The 20303-nt window shown below is 63.3% G+C and carries 21 protein-coding genes; 6 read left to right on the top strand and 15 right to left on the bottom strand.

The features are described from left to right. Positions 1-79: 79 nt before the first annotated feature. Positions 80-301, top strand: a complete 222-nt coding sequence (locus AC0L2P_RS20920) for a hypothetical protein (protein WP_473503590.1) — start codon at positions 80-82, stop codon at positions 299-301. A 44-nt stretch (positions 302-345) separates the two neighbouring features. Here the strand turns inward: AC0L2P_RS20920 and AC0L2P_RS20915 are convergent, their stop codons facing one another. Next, a complete protein-coding gene (locus AC0L2P_RS20915; RefSeq protein WP_473503588.1) occupies positions 346-852 on the bottom strand; it encodes an OsmC family protein in 507 nt (168 codons plus the stop codon). Between the two features lie 325 nt (positions 853-1177). Between AC0L2P_RS20915 and AC0L2P_RS20910 the strand changes: the two genes are divergently transcribed. Further along, complete coding sequence (locus AC0L2P_RS20910; protein WP_473503586.1) at positions 1178-2086, top strand: DMT family transporter; 909 nt, start codon at positions 1178-1180, stop codon at positions 2084-2086. A 196-nt stretch (positions 2087-2282) separates the two neighbouring features. On the opposite strand, the gene AC0L2P_RS20905 is transcribed toward AC0L2P_RS20910, so the two are convergent. Continuing rightward, entirely contained in the window at positions 2283-3137 is an 855-nt protein-coding gene (locus AC0L2P_RS20905; protein ID WP_473503690.1) for a LysR substrate-binding domain-containing protein, read from the bottom strand. A 114-nt stretch (positions 3138-3251) separates the two neighbouring features. Here AC0L2P_RS20905 and AC0L2P_RS20900 point away from each other — a divergent pair, with 114 nt between their 5' ends. Both AC0L2P_RS20900 and AC0L2P_RS20895 read left to right on the top strand, forming a co-directional pair. Beyond that, positions 3252-3647 (top strand): tautomerase family protein, encoded by a 396-nt coding sequence (locus AC0L2P_RS20900; protein WP_473503584.1) that lies wholly within the window; start codon positions 3252-3254, stop codon positions 3645-3647. Positions 3648-3801: 154 nt separating this feature from the next. Continuing rightward, the gene (locus tag AC0L2P_RS20895; RefSeq protein ID WP_473503582.1) at positions 3802-6024 is read left to right on the top strand and encodes an AMP-binding protein; all 2223 of its coding nucleotides are present in this window, start codon (positions 3802-3804) and stop codon (positions 6022-6024) included. Positions 6025-6145: 121 nt separating this feature from the next. Here the strand turns inward: AC0L2P_RS20895 and AC0L2P_RS20890 are convergent, their stop codons facing one another. The 4 genes from AC0L2P_RS20890 to AC0L2P_RS20875 all read right to left on the bottom strand — a co-directional run bounded on the left by AC0L2P_RS20890 (position 6146) and on the right by AC0L2P_RS20875 (position 9572). Next, positions 6146-6409 carry a hypothetical protein gene (locus AC0L2P_RS20890; protein ID WP_473503580.1) on the bottom strand — a complete coding sequence of 88 codons (264 nt, stop codon included), beginning with the start codon at positions 6407-6409 and terminating at the stop codon, positions 6146-6148. A 249-nt stretch (positions 6410-6658) separates the two neighbouring features. Further along, on the bottom strand, positions 6659-7474 hold the full coding sequence (locus AC0L2P_RS20885; RefSeq protein WP_473503578.1) for a CDP-alcohol phosphatidyltransferase family protein: 816 nt from the start codon (positions 7472-7474) through the stop codon (positions 6659-6661). A 3-nt stretch (positions 7475-7477) separates the two neighbouring features. After that, the gene (locus tag AC0L2P_RS20880; protein ID WP_473503576.1) at positions 7478-8176 is read right to left on the bottom strand and encodes a phosphatidylserine decarboxylase; all 699 of its coding nucleotides are present in this window, start codon (positions 8174-8176) and stop codon (positions 7478-7480) included. Between the two features lie 127 nt (positions 8177-8303). Further along, positions 8304-9572, bottom strand: coding sequence for a DMP19 family protein (locus AC0L2P_RS20875; RefSeq protein WP_473503574.1), 1269 nt, complete (start codon positions 9570-9572; stop codon positions 8304-8306). Between the two features lie 288 nt (positions 9573-9860). Between AC0L2P_RS20875 and AC0L2P_RS20870 the strand changes: the two genes are divergently transcribed. Beyond that, positions 9861-10727 carry an SMP-30/gluconolactonase/LRE family protein gene (locus AC0L2P_RS20870; RefSeq protein WP_473503572.1) on the top strand — a complete coding sequence of 289 codons (867 nt, stop codon included), beginning with the start codon at positions 9861-9863 and terminating at the stop codon, positions 10725-10727. 5 nt (positions 10728-10732) lie between these two features. On the opposite strand, the gene AC0L2P_RS20865 is transcribed toward AC0L2P_RS20870, so the two are convergent. From AC0L2P_RS20865 to AC0L2P_RS20850, 4 genes are all read right to left on the bottom strand, one after another. Beyond that, on the bottom strand, positions 10733-11080 hold the full coding sequence (locus AC0L2P_RS20865) for an antibiotic biosynthesis monooxygenase (RefSeq protein ID WP_473503570.1): 348 nt from the start codon (positions 11078-11080) through the stop codon (positions 10733-10735). An 89-nt stretch (positions 11081-11169) separates the two neighbouring features. Further along, complete coding sequence (locus AC0L2P_RS20860) at positions 11170-13056, bottom strand: ABCB family ABC transporter ATP-binding protein/permease (RefSeq protein WP_473503568.1); 1887 nt, start codon at positions 13054-13056, stop codon at positions 11170-11172. Between the two features lie 20 nt (positions 13057-13076). Beyond that, positions 13077-13436, bottom strand: a complete 360-nt coding sequence (locus AC0L2P_RS20855) for an ArsR/SmtB family transcription factor (protein ID WP_473503566.1) — start codon at positions 13434-13436, stop codon at positions 13077-13079. Between the two features lie 59 nt (positions 13437-13495). Further along, positions 13496-14941, bottom strand: coding sequence for a LysM peptidoglycan-binding domain-containing protein (locus AC0L2P_RS20850; protein ID WP_473503564.1), 1446 nt, complete (start codon positions 14939-14941; stop codon positions 13496-13498). 114 nt (positions 14942-15055) lie between these two features. Here AC0L2P_RS20850 and AC0L2P_RS20845 point away from each other — a divergent pair, with 114 nt between their 5' ends. Next, entirely contained in the window at positions 15056-15667 is a 612-nt protein-coding gene (locus AC0L2P_RS20845) for an LOG family protein (protein ID WP_473503562.1), read from the top strand. A gap of 89 nt (positions 15668-15756) precedes the next feature. Here the strand turns inward: AC0L2P_RS20845 and rarD are convergent, their stop codons facing one another. From rarD to AC0L2P_RS20820, 5 genes are all read right to left on the bottom strand, one after another. Next, positions 15757-16680 (bottom strand): EamA family transporter RarD, encoded by a 924-nt coding sequence (rarD, locus tag AC0L2P_RS20840; RefSeq protein WP_473503560.1) that lies wholly within the window; start codon positions 16678-16680, stop codon positions 15757-15759. Between the two features lie 83 nt (positions 16681-16763). After that, on the bottom strand, positions 16764-18386 hold the full coding sequence (gene cimA / locus AC0L2P_RS20835) for a citramalate synthase (protein WP_473503558.1): 1623 nt from the start codon (positions 18384-18386) through the stop codon (positions 16764-16766). After that, on the bottom strand, positions 18383-19339 hold the full coding sequence (gene pip / locus AC0L2P_RS20830; RefSeq protein ID WP_473503556.1) for a prolyl aminopeptidase: 957 nt from the start codon (positions 19337-19339) through the stop codon (positions 18383-18385). Before pip ends, cimA begins: the two co-directional genes overlap by 4 nt. Beyond that, positions 19336-19812: a GFA family protein gene (locus AC0L2P_RS20825; RefSeq protein WP_473503554.1), complete on the bottom strand. Its 477-nt coding sequence runs from the start codon at positions 19810-19812 to the stop codon at positions 19336-19338. Before AC0L2P_RS20825 ends, pip begins: the two co-directional genes overlap by 4 nt. After that, complete coding sequence (locus tag AC0L2P_RS20820; protein ID WP_473503552.1) at positions 19809-20300, bottom strand: GFA family protein; 492 nt, start codon at positions 20298-20300, stop codon at positions 19809-19811. Before AC0L2P_RS20820 ends, AC0L2P_RS20825 begins: the two co-directional genes overlap by 4 nt. Positions 20301-20303: the final 3 nt, after the last annotated feature.

Below are 20303 nucleotides of genomic sequence, written 5' to 3'. Positions count from 1 at the left end.
CTTTGGCCCAGCTTTCGCCGCTAGGCCGGAGTTGCTAGGATCGTGCGACTCCCAAAACAAGCAGAGCGAGGAAATACCCATGGCGGCACCGAGCGTAGCGTTAGTCTGGTATCTGGTGATCGCCGGCCCGCAAGGCGGCATGGTCGTGTTGCCCAGCACATTCGACACTCGCGAACAATGCACCTTCGCCATAACCGAATACGAGAAGCAACCGACGCCGGCCGGCTGGTCGGTGCAGTGCGTGCCGAGCGCCTCGCCCTTCGCCGACGAGGGCGACGCCGAGGAGCCGTCGGCGCAGTAGAGAGCTTAATCTTCCCTCTTGAGGAGCCCTCAAGGGGGAGATCGTCAGCGTCGCGCGCTTACCGTCAGCTCCGGCTTCTGGTTGATGGTCTGGAGCACCACGCAGTAGCGCTCGGTCAGCTTGAGCAGCGCATCGATGCGCTCCTGCGGCTCGTCGGTGTCGAGGCCAAATGTCAGCCGGATGGCGCGGAAGCCAACCGGCGCATCCTTTGCCACACCAAGCGTGCCGCGAAAGTCGAGGTCGCCTTCGGCTTCCACCGTGGCGGCCCCAAGCTTGAAGTCCAGCGCCGTCGCCACCGCCTTCAGCGTGACGCCGGCGCAAGCCACCAGCGCCTCCAGCAGCATGTCGCCGGAGCAGAGTTCGAGCCCGGTGCCGCCGGTCGCCGGATGCAGCCCGGCAATGGCGATCGCCCTGCCCGTCTCGACCTTGCAGGCGATCGATTGGTCGTCGACCGAGCCTTTGGCGCGAAGAGTAATCAGCGCGCGCGAGGCGTCGTCGCGATAGGCTTCCTTCAGCGGCGCCTGCATGGCCTTCAATGCGATCGCGTCCATTTCATTTCTCTCCTGTAGTTGCCTGGCTTCGCTGCTTAACGGCGGTGTCGCCTGCCCCAGACGCAAGTCCCCGCTGGCGTAGCGCTTAGCAGGGTTTCGCCCGTATAGCCTGGCGATACGGGAGCATCCAACGCCTTCAAACCCTCTCTCGCAACACATTCGTAAGGCCGCCGGACATCTGGCCGATATCGCCATCATGGAAACCCGCGAAAGGGTTCTTGCCGGCGTCCTGTTCACCGGGGCTGCCTACCTGCTGTTTTCGATGCACGACGCCTCGATCAAGCTGACACTATGGTGTCAGGACGGGGCGGCGTAGGTTGGTGAGATGACGGAATCGCTTGACATGCCAGGCGCAGTGGAAAGCGCCCGCGAACGTACCCTCGGCATCATCCTGGTCTCGGCATCGGCGGCCGTCTTCGGGCTCACCGGCGTGCTGACCAAATCGATCCATGCCGACCCGCTGACCATCACCTGCTGGCGCGGCTTCGTCGGCTCGATCCTGATCAGCCTCTATGTTCTATGGCGCCGCCAGCGCTCCGGCGGTCGCGACAGCCTGCGGCTCGGCTGGCGCGGCTGGCTGCTGGCGATCGAGGGCGCGCTCGCCAGCATCGCCTTCATCTCGGCGTTCAAGTTCACCTTTGTCGCCAACGTCGCGATCATCTATGCCACGGCCCCTTTCGCCACTGCGCTGCTGGCCTTCCTGTTGGTTCGCGAGCCGTTCCGGCTGCAGACGCTTGCCGCCGCCGCCGTGTCACTGTGCGGTGTGGCGATCATGGTCGGGTCCGGCTTCGGCACCGGCCATCTGTTCGGCGACGGGTTGGCGCTGCTGATGACGATCGGCAGCGCCCTTTACATGATCATGGTGCGCGCCTTCCGCGATACGCCGGTGGTGTGGGCGGGTGCCGTGTCGGCTTTCCTTCTGTTCGTGCTCGGCTGGTTCGTCACCGAACCGCTGGCGGTCTCGGCCAGGGACGCAGTGCTCCTAGCCACCTTCGGCTCCTCGTTCGCGCTGGCCTCGATCCTGTGGACGGAGGGCACCCGGCTTATTCCGGCGGCCGAGTCCGGACTGCTGGGTTCGGCCGAAGTTCCATTCGCGATCCTGTTTGCCTTCCTGTTCCTGACGGAGATCCCGCCGGCAGCCAGCATGCTCGGCGGCGCCATCGTGCTTTGCGCGGTGTTCGCTCACGCCGGCCGCGACTGGCTGATGGCCAGGCAGCGCGCAGCGGATGCATGACCAATCCTCGCCGAGTCCGAGGGCGAGTTGATGGTCCGATCACGAGAAATCCGTTCCTGAAAATAAATTTGAAAAGTCATGGAACCATCATAGGGCCCAGGCATTATGGCTGCGACGGGCCACCCCAAGTCCCCCCAAACCCCTCGGCCCGTCCTACTCAGAAGCCGACCGCAAGGTCGGCTTTTTCTTTGCTGGCTCAATTGGCAAAGGCCAGGTTGCCGCTGAACAACGCGGCCAGATCCTGCGCCGGCCGGTCGGCATCCTCACGCAAGCGGACGGCGAATTCGGCGATCGGCACCGGCGGCAGATCGAGATCGCGCGGCGCCTCGACGATGCCGGAATGAGCGAAGCGCGCCGTCCTCAACGTCAAGGCGATGCCGGCGTGCACGGCCGTGCGCAGGCCGGCAAGGCTGGCACTGCCGGCAGCAATGCGGTAGCGACGGCCGGCCGCATCGAGTGCGCTGGTCGCCGCATCGCGAAACCCGCAATGGGGATCGAGCAGCGCCAAGGGCAGTTCGACGTGGCGGGTGGCCAGCCCGTTCTGTGAGCAAAGCCAGATCATTGGTTCCTTGAGCACACCGACTTCGTCCCGTGTCGGCACCTGCCGCATGGCAATGGCCAGATCAAGAGTGCCGGCCTGCAAAGCCTGCGCCAGTTCGGCGGAACGGCCGACGCGCAGTTCGATCCTGACGCGCGGATGGCTGACAGCGAAAGCCCTGAGCAGCTGCGGCAAGCCGCTGTCGGCGAAATCCTGCGTCGTGCCGATGGCGAGGCGCCCATCAGCGTGCGCCCCTTTGAGGGCCAGCCACGCCTCACGGTGCAGGGCAAGGATGCGCCGCGCGTGGCCGACCAGATCCTCGCCTGCCGGCGTCAGGCCGCGCCCGCGCCCCTGCGGCACCAGCAGCGGTTCGCCGACGACGTCCTCCAGCCGCTGCATCTGCGCGGTCACTGCGGACGGCGAGCGGCCGACGATTGCCGCGGCCCGCGCCAGGGAACCACCATCGACGAAAGCGAGAAAAGTCTTGAGGAGGTCGGGATCAAACATTTGCATCATTCGACACTATCAAAGTGTTTATCAAAAACAATTCGATTTTTTTGATTAAAGAACGATGGCATGATTTTCTCGACGGCGAAGAGGCGCCGCTTGAAACCGAGGAGAAGAAATATGCCGATCATCAATATCAGCGTTACCGGCAAGCCCGATGCCGCTTTGTCCGCCGCCATTGCCAAGGAGGTGACCGAACTGACGGCCACGCATCTGCGGAAGGACGCGACGATCACAGCTGTTGCCATTTCCTATCACGACTCCGAGCACTGGTTCGCCGGCGGCAAGTCGCTGGCCGAGCATGGCGCCAACACGGCTTGGCTCGACATCAAGGTTGTCGACGGCACCAACACCAAGCTCGAACTGGAGGCGTATCTGCAGGCAATTTTCGCCGCATTCGGCCGGCTTCTGGGCAAGATGCATGAGGAAAGCTACGCCCTCGTGCATGAAGTGCCTGCTGCCGCCTATGGCTTTGGCGGCAAGACGCAGGAATTCCGCTTCATCAGCGGAGGATGAAAGCGGCGTAGTTGCGATCGGCAGCCGAGCCAACTGATGACAGGAGAGAAGGAAAAAATGGAGCCGCATTGACGTTGATCCAACTTCGGCTAGGTTCTCACCCGAAGCGGCCACTGAAGAGCCGCGACATGAGATTGTTGGGAGAGATGCGGCGATGATCCTGACACTGGCGCTGCTTGCGGGTCTTGTCGCGGCCTGGCTGCTGATCGGCGTGCTGGAGAAGTTCCGCCTCGGCCTGCGCTTGAGCCAAGCGCTGCTCTACGTCCCGTTCAAGCTCGCCTACCGGATCAGCGATGAGCGCATCAAGATTGCCCGGAAGTCGGCGGCCCCCGTCATCTACGTCATTTGGCATCAGTCGCGCATCGAGCCCGCGCTGATGCTGTCGCTGCTGCCGGAGGACACGCTGCACATCCTCGACCCGGCTTCGGCCAGATCGCCCTGGCTGGAGCCGTGGCGAGAGCTCGGCCGCACGATCGCCTTCAACGCCAAGCACATTTTCGTCAGCCGCAGGTTGGTGCGGGTGCTGAAGGGCAAGGGCCGGCTCGCCGTTTACCTGCCGGATGGGGTCGAGCCCGACGTAAAATCGTTTCGGCTGTTTCGCGCCATCACCCGTATCGCGATGCAGGCCGACGCCCGCATCGTGCCGATCTTCGTTGCCGGGGCACGCAGCCTGCCGGCCTCGCTGACGCCGGCGGACAAGGCGCCGCGCCATTGGCTTCCGCAGCTGTCGCTCAGCGTCCTGGAGCCGATGACCGTCGCCGAGTTGGTGGCGCGGAACCCAGATCAGGCCTCAAACACCAACGCGCTGTTCGACCGCTTCGCCGAGGCCAGGCTTTTCGGCAGCGATCTCGATCGAGCGCTGTTCCTCGCCATGCGCGATGCCGCCGACCGCGTCGGCGCCTCACATACAATTGTCGAGGACGTCATCGGCGACGCGCTGAGCTACCGGAAAATGTTCATCGGCGCGCGCGTTTTGGGCCGCCGTCTCGAGGCGATTACCGCGCCGGGCGAAGCGGTGGGGCTGCTCTTGCCCAACGCCAATGGCGTCGTGCTGTCGTTCGTCGGACTTTTGTCGGCTGCGCGGGTGGCAGCAATGATCAACTATACCGCCGGTCCGGCGAGCGTCACCGCCGCCGTCCGCACGGCGGTAATCCGAACCGTGGTCTCCTCACGCGCCTTTGTCGAAAAGGCCAACCTCGCCGACATCGTCGAGGCGGTGGAAAAAGGCGGGGCGAAACTGCTGTGGCTGGAGGATGTTCGCGCAAGCGTGACCGTGCTGGACAAGGCGGCAGCCGCCTTGCTGTGGCGCTGGCCATTGCAGCGCCAGGATGCGGCCAAGCCGGCGGTAATCCTGTTCACCTCAGGCTCGGAAGGCACACCCAAGGCCGTGGTGCTGTCGCACCGCAACCTTCTTGCCAATGCGATGCAGGCCGAAGCCCGCATCACCATCTCACCGGCCGACATCCTGCTCAACGTGCTGCCGGTGTTCCACTCGTTCGGGTTGACCGGCGGCACCATCCTGCCGCTGGTAACCGGCGTAAAGCTGTTCCTTTATCCCTCACCGCTCCACTACAAGCTTATTCCGGAGGTGGCGCGCAAGGTCCGGCCAACGGTGATGTTCGGCACCGACACGTTCCTCGCCAACTATGCCCGCACCGCCAAGGACGGCGATTTTTCCAGCCTGCGCTTCGTCGTCGCCGGTGCCGAGGCGGTGAAGCCGGAGACGCGCCGGGTGTACCGGGAACGCTTCCAGGCGGAGATCATCGAAGGTTTTGGATTGACCGAGGCCGCACCCGTGGTTGCCGTCAATACCGCCATTCACGGTCGCGACGGCACGGTCGGGCGGCTGCTGCCGGCGATACGCATGAAACTCGAACCGGTCGAAGGCATCAGCGACGCCGGCCGGCTGTGGCTCGACGGGCCGAACCTGATGATGGGCTACATGACCGGCGATCGGCCTGGCGAGTTGCAGCCGCTCGAAGGCTGGCACGACACCGGCGATATTGTCTCGGTCGATCGCGAAGGCTTCATCACCATCCGCGGCCGCGCCAAGCGCTTCGCCAAGATCGCCGGCGAGATGGTGTCGCTTGGTGCGGTCGAGATGCTGGTGCAGTCGCTGTGGCCGGAAGAGCATCACGCCGTAGTGGCAGTGCCGGACAAGCGGCGCGGCGAGCGCCTCGTTCTGGTCACCACCGCCGACAATGCCGATCCCGACGAATTGCGCGAATTCGGCAAAAAAGCCGGGGCGGCCGAACTGATGGTGCCGAACGACATCGTCAAGGTCGGGGAGATCCCGGTACTGGGCTCCGGCAAGACGGACTATGTCTCGACTAGAAAGCTGGCGCTCGAGAGACTGGGACTGAGCGCAGCCGCCTGAGGTTTCCTGTCGAAAACTCTAAACGCGTCGCGTTCGACAAGCCTTGTGCGACGCGCTTTGGATTCTTGGTTTTATGCATGTGGTTATCGCAAAACCGCTGCACACTTTTGCGCGACATGCATTAGAAGACCACCACGGACAACAGCAGAATTACGCCAAGGGCCATCATCAGCAGGCCCGGCCAGTTCTGCGACAGGCCGAGAAAACGGAGCCCGCGCCGCCGCGGCTCCAGGGTCGGACCTGGTGTTGCGAGATTGGGCGTCGGGCTATCCGGCGCGGTGGAGACGGCGACCGGTTCGCTGAGCCGCCCACGCATGATGGCTGCAACCGCCATATATACGAGGCCGGCAATAGTCAGTAACGCGCCGATGAGGATGACAGCCATTTCTCCTCGTTTCCGATGGTTTCTGAGCCCGATGCGGCAGCTTGCGCGATGTTGACGACGTATCACGAGCAGCCGCTTAAACCGGAGCTACCGACACAAACGGTCTAGCCGCCCAGCAAGTTCCGAAAACGGGTTTTTGAGGTGCGTTCCGCAGCGCCGCGTGCTCTGCGAGCCGCTCCCAAGTCAAAACGGCTGACCCTTTCGGAATCGTGCACTGCCAGGCGCAGGCCGAATTTGGCACCAAACCTGTCAGCCGATGTCCGAGGACGGCACCTTCTCGCCTTCGCGCTTGGCGCGTCTCGAATAGGCGCGCACACTGAACGGCAAGAAGAGCAGATAGCCGGCAACCGAGGCCGTCAGCGTATACCAGGGATAGGTCATCAAAAGCAGGACGTAAAGGACGACGGCGAGGATGATCGGCAGCACTCTGTCGCCCGGTATCCTGAGGCTCTTGCCGGAATAGACGGGCAGTCGGCTGACCAGCAGGAATGCCACCAAAATTGTAAAGCCGGTGGCAATGAAGGCCGCCAGGCGGCTGGGTTCAAGGCCAAGCCTGAGGAAGAACAGATAGAGCGGCAGCATCACCAGCACCGCACCCGCCGGCGCCGGAACGCCGACGAAATATTCGGTCTGCCACTGCGGACGGTCGAGCTCTTCGTCGAGCACGTTGAAGCGGGCAAGCCTCATCCCACAGGCGATGGTGAACAGGAGCGCCGCGATCCAGCCCGGCGAACCTGCCCTGTCGAGCAGAAAGGCATAAAGCACCAACGCCGGTGCCACGCCGAAATTGACGATATCGGCCAACGAATCCATCTGGGCGCCGAATTTGGAGGTCGCCTTCAGCATTCGCGCCAGGCGGCCGTCGATACCATCGAGAAAGGCGGCGAGCAGCACCATCACCACCGCCGGCTCGAAGCGGCCCTCGAAGCCGAAGCGAATACCGGACAGGCCGGCGCAGATGGCAAGCACCGTGACCAGATTGGGCAGCACCATGCGCATCGGGATTTCGCGGATGCGCGGGCCGCCGCCGCCATGCGCCTCGAATTTCTTGAACGGCGGGGCCAACGGTCAGGAGATCCGCACGAGCGGCGTTGCGGCAACGCCGCCGAATTCCGCCAGCACCGTCTCACCGCCGACCGCGGTCTGGCCGACCGCGACGCGCGGCGTCGCGGTCGAGGGCAGGAATACATCGACGCGCGAGCCAAAGCGGATCAGTCCGAAGCGCTCGCCGGTGCCGATGACGCCGCCGGGCTCGGCCCAGCAGACGATGCGCCGCGCCACCAGACCGGCGATCTGCACCGCGGCCACTGTGCCGTTGGGGCTTTCGATGACCAGCCCGTTGCGCTCGTTGTCGGTACTTGCCTTGTCGAGTTCGGCGTTAAGGAATTTTCCTGGCCGATGCTCGATCCTGGAAATGCAGCCACGCACGGGGGAGCGGTTCACGTGACAGGAAAAGACGTTCATGAATACCGAGATGCGGGTCATTTCACCGCCGCCGAGGCCAAGCTCGCGCGGCGGCACTGCCGGGCCGACCGCCGAGACGATGCCGTCGGCAGGGCTGACAACCACCCGGTCGTCAATCGGCGTGACACGCTCGGGATCGCGGAAGAAATAGGCGCACCAGGCGGTCAGGATGAGACCGATCCAGAACAGGGTCGAGGAGAAATAGCCAAGAAAAAGCGTAGCGGCACCAAACGCAGCGATAAAGGGATAACCCTCGCGATGGATCGGAACGAACGCATTCTTGATCGTGTCAACGAGGCTCATGGGATGAGGGCAACCTTGGTTCCAAGTCCGGCCTCAATAGCGGAAACACCCCGCGGTCGCAACGCGACAATGGGAGCGCTTGGAGGTGGCGGTCGTCGCCGTCTCAGAACGGCCAAGCGAAATCCACTCAGGCACCCGCTGCCGCCGCTTGGTCGAAATACTCCTCGAACTCGCGCCGATCGGCCTCCGCCAAGCTCTCTTCGTGGCTGCCGCGTAGCACGCCGCCTTTCGGGGTCGACTGGAGGAAGAATACATGCCCGTCGGCCATAACCACCCAGTTCACAACCGTGCCGCCTTCCCTAGCCACGACCGAGTTCGCAGAGACGACAGCATCGGTCGGATCGAACCCGGCCCTGCGCAGCAAGAGGTCGGCAGCGATCGGCGCATGATAGGCTGCGGCCAATTCGAGCACCGTTTCTATTGCCTGCGCTTCAACCCGGCCAAGTCTCTTGCCGACGCGCGGGGCGCCGGCAGCGAATGGATTCTCGCCCGGACGCGCGACGGACGGATCCTCCGGGCCGATATATTCATAGACGGCCGCATGCGCGGGCGTGGCGACGGCTAGACGCGGCTCCCTGGCATTGGTGCGCAGCTGAAAAGCCAACAATTTTTCGCCCTCGACGTCCAGCACCCTTGCCATGCCGAGCGCCAGCTTGACCTCGGGCCTGGGCGCCTCGGCGCATGCAAGGCCGACGCCGATATCACGCCAGCCCGTCATTTGGTTGACCAGCTTGCCAACAGAACGATGGAGTAGCCTCGGCTCGCGCCGGGGATTGGCCATGGCCAGTTGATGGATGGCTTCTCCGTAGTCGGCATCCTCAACGATTGCGAGTTCAGGCCATGAGTTTATCCAGCGCGCCGATAGAGCGAGCATCGATGCGGCCTGATCGGCTTGGTAGAATAAATGGTCGAGCGTACTGAGCTGATCGTCAGTACCGCCTTCGAAGCCTGTCTGTTCCTCAGTCTCCTCGGGGTGCTCCCCGACCCAGGCAGCCATCTGGTCCAAAGTCGCCAGTTGTCCGTGCGCGCCCATCTCAGCGAGGGCGGCGCGTGCGTCGGCAATGACCGTGTCGAGTTCTTCGCCAGAATTATAGATGAACTGGCTATGGCCGCCATTGTTGACCTCAGCCAAATAGTCATCGGCATGACAGGCCTGCATTGCCTTGGGGCTGATTTCGTTGGAACGGTAAATGCCTTGCGAGAGCATGGCTTCGATGAATTCTCTGACGGCTACAATGAGGGCGAAAGGATTGTCGGCCGCGTCTTCCACGACTGAACGCGGCACGATCACCGAAGATGAGGGCTTGCCCGCGAATGACTGCTTGGACCGAACCGGTGAAATGGTCGCTGATTGCTGAAATTTCTTCTTGGCCCAGCGGGGAAATCTTTCGAACACGTCAAATGCCCTTCCTGCTTGCCACAACACGATTTCTGCGGGCCAACGTGATTCTTGCATTTGACTTTCCCGTCCGCAAGCACCGGCCGGCTATACTTCATTGCAGAAGGATGAGCGGCGGCGCACGGCGCAACGAGCGGTTCTGCGCAGCTACTCAGGTCAAACATAACGACGCCGTTGCCACCCTTCCTTGTCGGAACGCCGCACTCTCGTCCGTCCTTGGCAGGACAGCGCCTCTCATGGCCTTCCGGCCATGACGATTTGCGCAAATCTGGAGGTTCTCGGCCCATGCAGAAATCAGCAGCTAGGCAAGTGCAACTGGTGATGGACGGCTTGGCCTTCGGCGAGTCGCCGCGCTGGCATGACGGCAGGCTTTGGTTCTGCAACTGGGGAACCGGCCAGATCATCGCCGTTGACGCCCTAGGGAACAGCGAGATCGGGCTCACCGTGCCGGCCACCCTGCCCTATTCCATTGACTGGCTTCCGGACGGGCGCCTGCTTGTCGTGTCCGGCCGCGAAGGGCTGATCCTCAGGCAGGAGGCAGACGGGAAGCTGGTCACCCATGCCGATCTGAGACACCTGTCGAAGAGCCCGTGGAACGAGATCGTCGTCGAGGGGCGCGGCAACATCTATGTAAATGGCGGTGGACCGGCTCCGGCTCCCGGCCAGCATTTCGGCCCCGGCACCATCGTGCTGGTTGCGCCTGACGGCTCGGTTCAGCAAGTGGCTGAGAACCTCGCCTTCGCCAATGGCATGGCAGTGACGCCTGACAACAAGACGCTGATCGTTGCCGAGTCCCACGCCAACCGGCTGACCGCCTTCGACATCGCTGCCGATGGCCACCTTTCTAACCGCAGGATCTGGGCCAATCTAGGCAACGGTTTTCCCGACGGCATCTGCCTCGATGCCGAAGGCGCGGCTTGGTACGCCGACGTTCCGAACAGACATTGCGTGCGGGTGCGCGAGGGCGGCACAATGCTCGAAAGCGTCGACGTCGATCGCGGTTGTTTTGCCTGCATGCTCGGCGGCATTGAGGGAAAAACGCTGTTCATCGTGGCCGCCGAATGGCGCGGCTTCGAACATATGATCAGCGATGCCCGTACCGGCCAAGTGCTCAGGGTCGACGCTACTGCGCCGGGCGCCGGCTGGCCGTAGAGAGCTTACACCCCGGGGATCCGCTGATAGTTGGCAATATCGGCCTTGACGCCAAGTCGCGCAATGGTCTCCTGAGGATTGAAGCCGCTGCGCTCATGCGCGGCCTTGATGATCGGCACGACCTTGTCGACGGCGGCCTGCCCTTCCCATTCGACAATGGTCACCAGGTTGAACTCGCCCGGCCCCGAGAATTGCTCGAGCAGGAAATCCTGGACGAACCCTTGCTGCTGGCGCAGCAATTCATGCGTCATGCGGACCTTGGCAAGAATCTCCTCGCGGGCGTTGGCCGGAACAACAAACTTGTCCACCCGGAATACGCTGCCGCCACTAACTGCCTGATTTATCCCATTCATATCGATTGTCTCCGTTTTCGAACGACGCATCCTGCTACGATCCAAAACGGCTTACGACCTGAACTTAAGTTGAGGTCAAGCACGAATTTTCAGCTCACCTCCGAGGTGCGGCGACGGACGACGACGCCGAACTCGTCGCTTTCGCGGGCAATGCGCAGCCGCTCCTCGGCCTCGCTTGCCTCGCGCTGGCGGTCCCACATCGATGCATAAAGGCCGCGCTTGACCATCAAGGCGGCATGGGTGCCGCGCTCGGCGATCTGGCCGTCCTGCAGGACGATGATCTCGTCGGCCGAAATCACTGTAGACAGCCGATGGGCGATGACGAGGGTGGTGCGGCCCTGGCTGACCAGGTCGAGTGCCGCCTGGATCTCCTGCTCGGTGTGGCTGTCCAGCGCCGAGGTCGCCTCATCGAGCATCAGGATCGGCGGTGCCTTCAAGATGGTGCGGGCAATCGCCACCCGCTGCTTCTCGCCGCCGGACAGTTTCAACCCGCGCTCGCCGACCATTGAGCGATAGCCGTCTGGCAGCCGCTCGATGAACGGTCCGATCTGGGCCAGTTCTGCCGCCATGCGCACATCCTCTTCGCTGGCGCCGGTGCGGCCGTAGCGGATGTTGTAGGCGATGGTGTCGTTAAACAACACCGTGTCCTGCGGCACCATGCCGATGGCGGCGCGCAAGCTCTCCTGCGTCACGTCGCGAATGTCCTGGTCGTCAATCAGAATCTTGCCGCGCTGGATGTCGTAGAAGCGAAACAGAAGCCGCGAAATGGTCGACTTGCCGGCTCCAGAGGGACCGACAATGGCCACCGTCTTGCCGGCCGGCACCTCGAAGCTGATGCCCTTCAGGATCTTGCGGTTGGAGTCGTAGGAAAAATGCACGTCACGGAATTCGACCTTGCCGGCATCGACGGCCAGTGGCTCGGCGCCCGTCCGATCGACGATCTCGCGCTTGACGTCGAGCAGATCGAACATGTTTTCGATGTCGGTCAGGCCCTGGCGAATTTCGCGGTAGATCATGCCGATGAAATTCAGCGGCACCGAAAGCTGCATGAGCATGGCGTTTACGAAGACGAAATCGCCGACGCTCTGTGTGCCTGCCTTGACCTCGAGCGCCGACATCACCATGACGACGGTCATGCCGATGCCGAAGATCACACCTTGGCCGAAGTTCAGCCAGCCAAGCGAGGTCCAGGTCCTGGTCGCCGCCAACTCATAGCGCGCCGTGGAACGGTCGAAGCGCTCGGCCTCCATGGCTTCGTTGTTGAAATATTTGACTGTTTCGTAGTTGAGCAGTGAATCGATCGCCTTCGTGCTGGCTTCATTGTCGCTGTCGTTCATCTCGCGGCGGATCGAAATACGCCAATCGCTCGCCCTGACGGTGAACCAGACGTAGAGCCATACCGTGACCGCGATCACCAAGACGTATAGCCAGCCATAGGTCACGGCGAAGATGCCGGCGGTGAGCGCGAATTCGACGATTGTCGGCGCCGTCGCCAGCATGGTGAAGCGGACGATCGTCTCGATGCCCTTGGTGCCGCGCTCGATGACGCGCGACAGTCCGCCGGTGCGCCGTTCGAGGTGGAAGCGCAGTGACAGTTCGTGCATGTGCACGAAGGTGCGGAAGGCGAGCCGCCGCACCGCATGCTGGCCGACCCGTGCAAACAGGGCGTCGCGCAACTGGTTGAAACCGAGTTGCACCAGCCGCACGGCGTTGTAGGCGACGACCAGCATGACCGGCGCCAGCAGGAAGGCCGGCAGCGGCGGCGGCGATTTGCTATCGCCGGCCAGTGCGTCGGTCGCCCATTTGAAGAAATAGGGTCCGGCCACCAGGGTCAGCTTGGCGACAACCAGCAGCACGGTTGCCCACACCACCCGCGCCCTCAGATCGGCGCGGTCGGCCGGCCACATATAAGGCCAGAGATTGCGCAACGTTCTGAAGGTCGAGCCGGATTCGGCGGAAACGGTTTTCTCGGCCATTCTTGTTTACCTTTTATGTCTTAGCGGCCGGAGCAGCAGGAATCGACCAGCGCGGCCAGCGATGCCGAAACATCGGCGAGCGCGGCACGGTCGAGCTCATAGCGCGAGCGCTGGCGGTCAGGCTCGAAGCGGATCAGACCGGCCTCGACCAGTATCTTCAAATGCTGGGAAACGGTGGACTGCGCCAGATCGAGATGCTCGACGACCTCGCGACAGCAGCAGGAACGACTGGCGGACAGGTGTTTGACAATGTCGATCCGCGCCGGATGCGAAAGGGCCGCGAGCCGGACAGCGACGGCGCGGCTATCCGGTGTGCAGTTGGCCGGCGCGCGTTCATCTACCGCGCGGCGTCGGTCCGTTACGAGGGGAGATTCGGTCATCGTCCATCGGCGATAAACGATGACTGGCCCCGCCGCAAGCTATCCTGATGGGCAGAACGCTACTCGGCCTTGGCTGGCGCCGTCCTCATCTGGTCACCCATTGCCTTGAGATCGGCGGGCTCGCCTTCCTTCGATTTCTCCGGCACCTTGAACACCTGCCCCGGCCAGATGCGGTTCGGATTGCTGATCTGGTCCTGGTTGGCGAGATAAATGGTCGAGTAGCGCATGCCTTGGCCATAGACACGCTGCGAAATCCGCCACAGCGTGTCGTGGCGGCGGATGATGACTGCGCCATCGGCATGTTCGAGCTTTGGAGCCACGGCCTCGGGAGTTTCGCCCGGAGGCATCGCGACAGCCATTTCTGCCGGGGCCTCGGTCGCAGGAGTGGGGGCGGGTGCGGGCGTTTCGGCGGCTGTTGCCGGTGTAGCCTGCGCGGCTTCGGTCGCCGGCGCAGTCGGCTCGGCTGGCTTTACTTCGGCAGGCTTTGGCCCGGCCGGCGCCACGGCGGCAACCGCCTCGCCCGGCTCGCGTTCGAACGGCACGGCGGCACGGGCCACCACCGTCACGCCGTCGGCGTCGAGCGCGTCGACATGGATGGTGTAGGTGCCGACCGGGATGTCGCGTGTCGCTTCGACCAGGAAGTGGCGGTCGGGCGAGGTCTTCGCGTCGCCGAGCAGGATATCGTTGGCATAGGCGCGCACCTTGCGGCCGGGATCGGCGACGCCGGCAACGAAAATCTTGTTGCCGTCGATTTCGACGGCTTCGACGACGATCTTGGGCTCCGTCGCGGGAACAGCGGGCGCTGCTGGTGTGGCGGGCGCCGCCGGAGCCGGCGCGGCTGCAATGGCGGCGGGGGCGGCTGACGCCGGCGCGGCGGCGGCCGGCAGTTCGGTGCCGTTGGCAGGCGGCGAGGCATCAGGTTTTGCCTCAGGGGCCGGAACAGTGAGCAGTTCGGACGGCTTGCCCGGCTCCTCGACCATTGCCAGCACTTGGCCGGTGGAATTCTGGGGGATCGAAACAACGGCGGTCTGCGCCGATGCAGTCACGGCATTGCCAGCCGTCGAGCGCAGCGTGATCGTGTAGTCGCCAGGCTTCAACGGATCGTCGAGAATAATGGCAAAGGCGCCGTCGGGACCGGCGACCGTCGAGCCGAGCACAGTCGAACCGTTGAGAATCTCGACCTTGGCGTTGGGCGCCGCATTGCCGGCGACGACGATCGAGCCGTTGCTTTCGACGCGCACGATGTCGAAGGTCGGCACGATTGCACCTGCTGCGGCCGGCACGGCGGGCCCTGCCGCATCGGTGGACGCTGCGGGCGCAGGCGGCAGCCGGCCCTCGGTCGCTGGAGCGGCCGGTTCCGAAGCCGGGGGCGTCAGCGCCGCGACCTCCGCAGGCGGGGTGGGATTGAGATACGGGTCGAGTGCGCCCGATACATAGGCGGTTGCCGCCGCGGCGACAGAACCGCCAGCCGCGAACAAAAACGCCTTCAACGGATTAATTGCCATGTTTCCCTGCCCCTTAGCCACCTAATTTCGGTCTAGCCTGTTTTACCAAAGCCGACAAGAAAAAGCCCGCCCCAGGGCTTGACCATGCCAATAGTCCCTATCACCAATCATAACATGAACACGATTCGATCTGTCTGCGTCTATTGCGGCTCGTCCCCGGGCCGAGATGAAACCTATATCAAGGCCGGACACCTGCTTGGCCGCTCGATCGCCAAGTCCGGCCTGCGCCTGATTTATGGCGGTGGCACTAAAGGTATCATGGGTGCCGTCGCTGAAGGGGCATTAAAAGCCGGCGGCAAGGTAACGGGTATCATTCCCCGTTTTCTGATCAACCGGGAGGCGACCGAAACCGCGCTTAACCGGCTCGACGAGCTCGTGATCACCGACAACATGCACGAGCGCAAACACAGGATGTTCGAGAAATCCGACGCCTTTGTGGCGTTGCCCGGCGGCATCGGCACGGTCGAGGAGATTGTCGAAATCATGACTTGGGCGCAGCTCGGCCATCACCGCAAGCCTATCGTCTTCGGTAACGTTGGAGGATTCTGGGATCCGATGCTGGCGCTGCTCGACCACATGGCAACGGAAGGCTTCATCCACACGGCACAGAGGGTCAAGCCGCTGGTGGTCGAGGACCCGGAAGCAATCGTCGCCGTCATCATGGTGGCGGGTTCCTCCGTCGATGCACCGACGGAGGGCGTGCAGTCGGTGATTGAGAAGATGTAGAGTGAATGGTGAGTAGTGAGGAGTGAGGAGTGAGTAGTGAGTAGTGAGTAGTGAAGTGCACGACCTCCAAACCGGCGCCCGTCCATTCACTATTCACTCCCCACTCCTGACCTGCGCGCCGAAGAAAACATCGACCAGGAATACATCGCCAGTGCTGTCCAGATCAGGCCAAAGGCGACGGCCTGAACGCTGCCGAAGGGTTCGCCGAAGATCAGCACCGCGATCAGGAAGACGATTGTCGGCGCGATATATTGCATGATGCCGATGGTGGAGAGGCGCAGCAGCCTGGCGCCGAACGCAAACAACAGCAGCGGCACGGCGGTGACCGGGCCGCAGCCGATCAGCAAAGCGGTGTCGTTCAGCGAGTTGGAGACGAAATGATCCTGTCCTGTGGCGATCAGGAAGACGATGTAGCCGAGTGCCGGCACCGACAGCAGCAGCACTTCTAGCAGGAAGCCCTGGCTCGGGCCGATTGGCAGCGTCTTGCGGAAGAAGCCATAGGCGGCAAAGGAAAAGGCCAGCACCAGCGACACCCAGGGCAGCTTGCCAGCGTCGATGGTCAGCACCGCGACGGCGATTGCCGCGAGCAACACCGCCGCGATCTGCAGGCGATCGAGCCGCTCGCCGAGCAGCAGCGCGCCGACAACGACGCTGACCAGCGGGTTGATGTAATAGCCAAGCGCGGTCTCGATCGTGCGGTCGACCGCGATCGCCCAGACATAGATGCCCCAGTTGACCGAGATCAGCGCCGCCGTCAGCACCGCCATCGAAATGATGCGCGGCGAACGAACTGCCGCTTTGAAATCGGCAGTGCGGCCGGCCCAGACCAGGACGGCGGCCGCGATCGGCACCGACCAGACGATCCGGTGGGCGATGACTTCGGCCAGCGGCAGATGCGCGACAGCCTTCATGTAGAAGGGCAGCAGCCCCCAAAGCAGGTAGGCGCCGAGCGCCAGCAGGAAGCCGCGACGAGCTTTGGTATCGGCCTCGGTTTGAAGTGCTTGGGTAGCCATGGCCCAAGGCTATGCGCCAGCGGCTTGCCCAAAACCATCGCAAATTGCTGATGGATCAATGGAGTCTCGCTGATGGTTCAACGCTACTCCGCCGCCGCCAATCCCGCCATATCGCGGTTCTTCATCAACTTGTAGACAATCGAATCCATCAGCGCCTGGAACGAAGCATCGATGATGTTTTCGGAGACGCCGACCGTCCACCAGCGCGCACCGGTGCCGTCATGCGATTCGATCAGCACGCGGGTGATCGCCTCGGTGCCGCCATTGAGGATACGCACCTTGAAGTCGGCCAACTCGAGATCGGCGATCTCGCTCTGGAATTTGCCGAGATCCTTGCGCAGCGCAATGTCAAGCGCGTTGACCGGGCCATGGCCTTCGGCCACCGACATCTTCTCCTCGCCCTCGACCAGCACTTTCACGATCGCCTCCGAGACCGTCTTCAACTGGCCGTTCGCGTCGAAGCGGCGCTCGACCATGCAGCGGAATGAGGTGACGCGGAAGAATTCCGGTAGGCCGTGCAGCATCTTGCGCGCCAGAAGTTCGAAGCTGGCGTCGGCGCCTTCATAGGCATAGCCCTCGGCCTCGCGCTCCTTGACCACGGCGATCAGCGCGTCGAGCCGGTGATCGTCCCGGGGCATGTCGATGCCGCGCCGTTTCAGTTCGGCGAGGAAATTGGCCTTGCCGCCTTGGTCCGAAACCATGACGCGGCGGCGGTTACCGACAGTCTCTGGCGGCACATGCTCGTAGGTCGCCGGCTCCTTGGCCAGCGCCGAGGCATGGATGCCGGCCTTGGTGGCGAAAGCGGAGGCGCCGACATAGGGCGCCTGCGCTTCCGGCGCGCGGTTCAGCAACTCGTCGAAGGCGCGGGACAGGCGCGATATACCGGTCAACGCCTCTGCCGAAATGCCCGTGGCAAAGCGGCCCGAAAAGGCCGGCTTCAACGCCAATGTCGGCACGATCGAGATCAGGTTGGCGTTGCCGCAGCGCTCGCCGATGCCGTTCAGCGTGCCCTGGATCTGGCGCACGCCGGCCTCCACGGCGGCAAGCGAATTTGCCACCGCCTGACCGGTGTCGTCATGGGCGTGGATGCCGAGATGGTCGCCCGGTATGCCGGCCGCGATCACCTTTTCGACGGTGGCGCGCACCTCGGAGGGCTGCGTGCCGCCATTGGTGTCGCACAGAACCACCCAGCGCGCACCGGCTTCATAAGCCGTCCTGGCGCAGGCCAGCGCGTAATCGGGGTTGGCCTTGAAGCCGTCGAAGAAATGCTCGCAGTCGACCATCGCCTCCTTGCCGGCATTGAGCGCGGTCTCGACCGAGGCCTTGATAGCTTCGAGGTTCTCTTCATTGGTGCAGCCGAGCGCGATGCGGACATGGTAGTCCCAACTCTTGGCGACGAAGCAGATGGCGTCCGACTTCGACTGGACCAGCGCGGCGAGGCCGGGATCGTTCGAGATCGACACTCCTGCCCGTTTGGTCATGCCAAAGGCAACGAACTTGGCATCGGCTGTGCGACGCTCGGCAAAGAAGGCGGTGTCGGTCGGATTGGCGCCGGGGTAGCCGCCCTCGACGTAGTCGATGCCGAACTCGTCGAGCAGCTTGGCGATGGCGATCTTGTCCTCGACGGAAAAGTCGATGCCCGGCGTCTGCTGACCATCGCGCAGCGTGGTGTCGAACAGGTAAAGGCGCTCGCGAGCCATGGTCATTTCCCGGCAAACAGGTCCGTCGCGCGGATCAGCGTGTCGAGGATGCCCGGCTCCGAATAGGCGTGGCCGGCGCCTTCGATCAGATGGAAATCCGCTTTCGGCCACGCCTTGTGCAGCGCCCAAGCATAGCGCGCCGGGCACGGCATGTCGTAGCGGCCGTGAACGATGGTACCCGGGATATCCTTAAGCTTCCATGCGTCGCGCAGCAGCTGTCCCTCTTCCAGCCAGCCGGCATGGACGAAATAGTGGTTCTCGATGCGGGCGAAAGCCAGGGCATAATCATCCTGGCCGAAGGGACCACTGGTTTCCAGTTCCGGCAGCAGCGTGATCGTCTCGCCCTCCCATAGGCTCCAGGCCCGAGCGGCCTCGACCCGCGCCGCAGGATCGCTGCCGACCAGGCGCTTGCGGTAGGCAGCCATCATGTCGCCGCGCTCGGCCGCCGGGATCGGCGCCAGAAACCGGTCCCATTTGTCGGGGAACATCTCCGAGACGCCGAACTGGTAATACCATTGGAGCTCGGCGCGGGTCAGCGTGTAGATGCCGCGCACGACCAGTTCGGTGACCCGCTCGGGGTGTTTCTCGGCATAGGCCAGCGCCAGGGTCGAACCCCACGAGCCGCCGAACACCAGCCATTTGTCGAAGCCGCACATTTTTCGCAGGCGCTCGATGTCGGCGACCAAGTGCCAGGTGGTGTTGGCTTCAAGCGAGGCATTGGGCGTCGATTTTCCGCAGCCGCGCTGGTCGAACAGGATGACGTCGTACAACTTCGGATCGAAAAGCCGCCGGTGCTTTGGCGAAATGGTGCCACCCGGCCCGCCGTGCAGGAATACAGCCGGCTTGGCACCCCGGGTGCCGGAGCGCTCCCAATAGACCTGATGGCCATCGCCAACGTCGAGCATGCCGGACTCGAAAGCTTCGATTTCGGAATAGAGGGTACGGAATTCGCTGCTCATAGTTTCAGGCCCTGCTGCGGCCAGTTGGCCGTCTCGTGATCGGGATGCTGGAAGGAGATGATGGATTCCTGTCGCGCGTAGAAATCGGGGTCGTCATGGATCGGCGCATCGAAGATCGTCTCGACCCAAGGCAGCCTCGCGGCGTAGTTGACCTGGATCTGCGGCGCCAGATCGGATCGATCGTCGAAGGCGCCGATGGCGATCTCCAGCGCGCCGGGCTGGCGGTAGGTCAGCGGCGTGCCGCAACGGGCGCAGAACCCGCGATCCATGTTGACCGACGACTGAAAATAACTCGGCTCCTCCCGCACCCATTCGACGCCGTCGCTCGGCACTGTCACCAGTGCGCTGAAAAATGACCCGAACTGTTTCTGGCACATGCGGCAATGGCAGATCGAGGCGCGGCCGAGCGCGCCGTGGATACGGAAGCGCACGGCGCCGCACTCGCAGCCGCCTGTACGAACGGTTTCGGTCATGATCTTTCCTCCGGCGGCCATTGTTCGGTGTCGTGGTCGGGATGCTGGTAAGAGACGAGATCTGCGAGATAGGAGGCAGACGAGACGTCGGCCATCGTTTCCTCGCCGGGCAATTCGTGAACATGATCCACATACGGGAGCTTGGCTTCGACACCCCATTGGATCGTCGGCGCGATTTCCTCGGGGTGGTCGAATGCGGCGATGGCGAGCGCCACGCCGTCGGGCGCTTCGAAGGTCAGCGGCGTGCCGCATTCGGCGCAGAAACCGCGCAACACCGCATTGGAAGAGCGGAAGCGTTTCGGATCGCCGCGCGTCCAATCGAGCCTGGCGCCGCGCACGGAAACCAGCGGCAGGTAGAAATTGCCACTCGCCTTCTGGCACATACGGCAATGGCAGACGGAAGCGTCACCGAGCGCGCCTTCGACGCGGAAGCGCACCGCCCCGCACTGGCAGCCGCCCGTATACACCGGTCTGTTGTCAAGGCTCATCGC

This window comes from Mesorhizobium sp. WSM4836 (assembly GCF_055811815.1).
The sequence above is the reverse complement of the archived record's forward strand: the minus strand, read 5'-3'. Positions and strand labels throughout refer to the sequence as shown.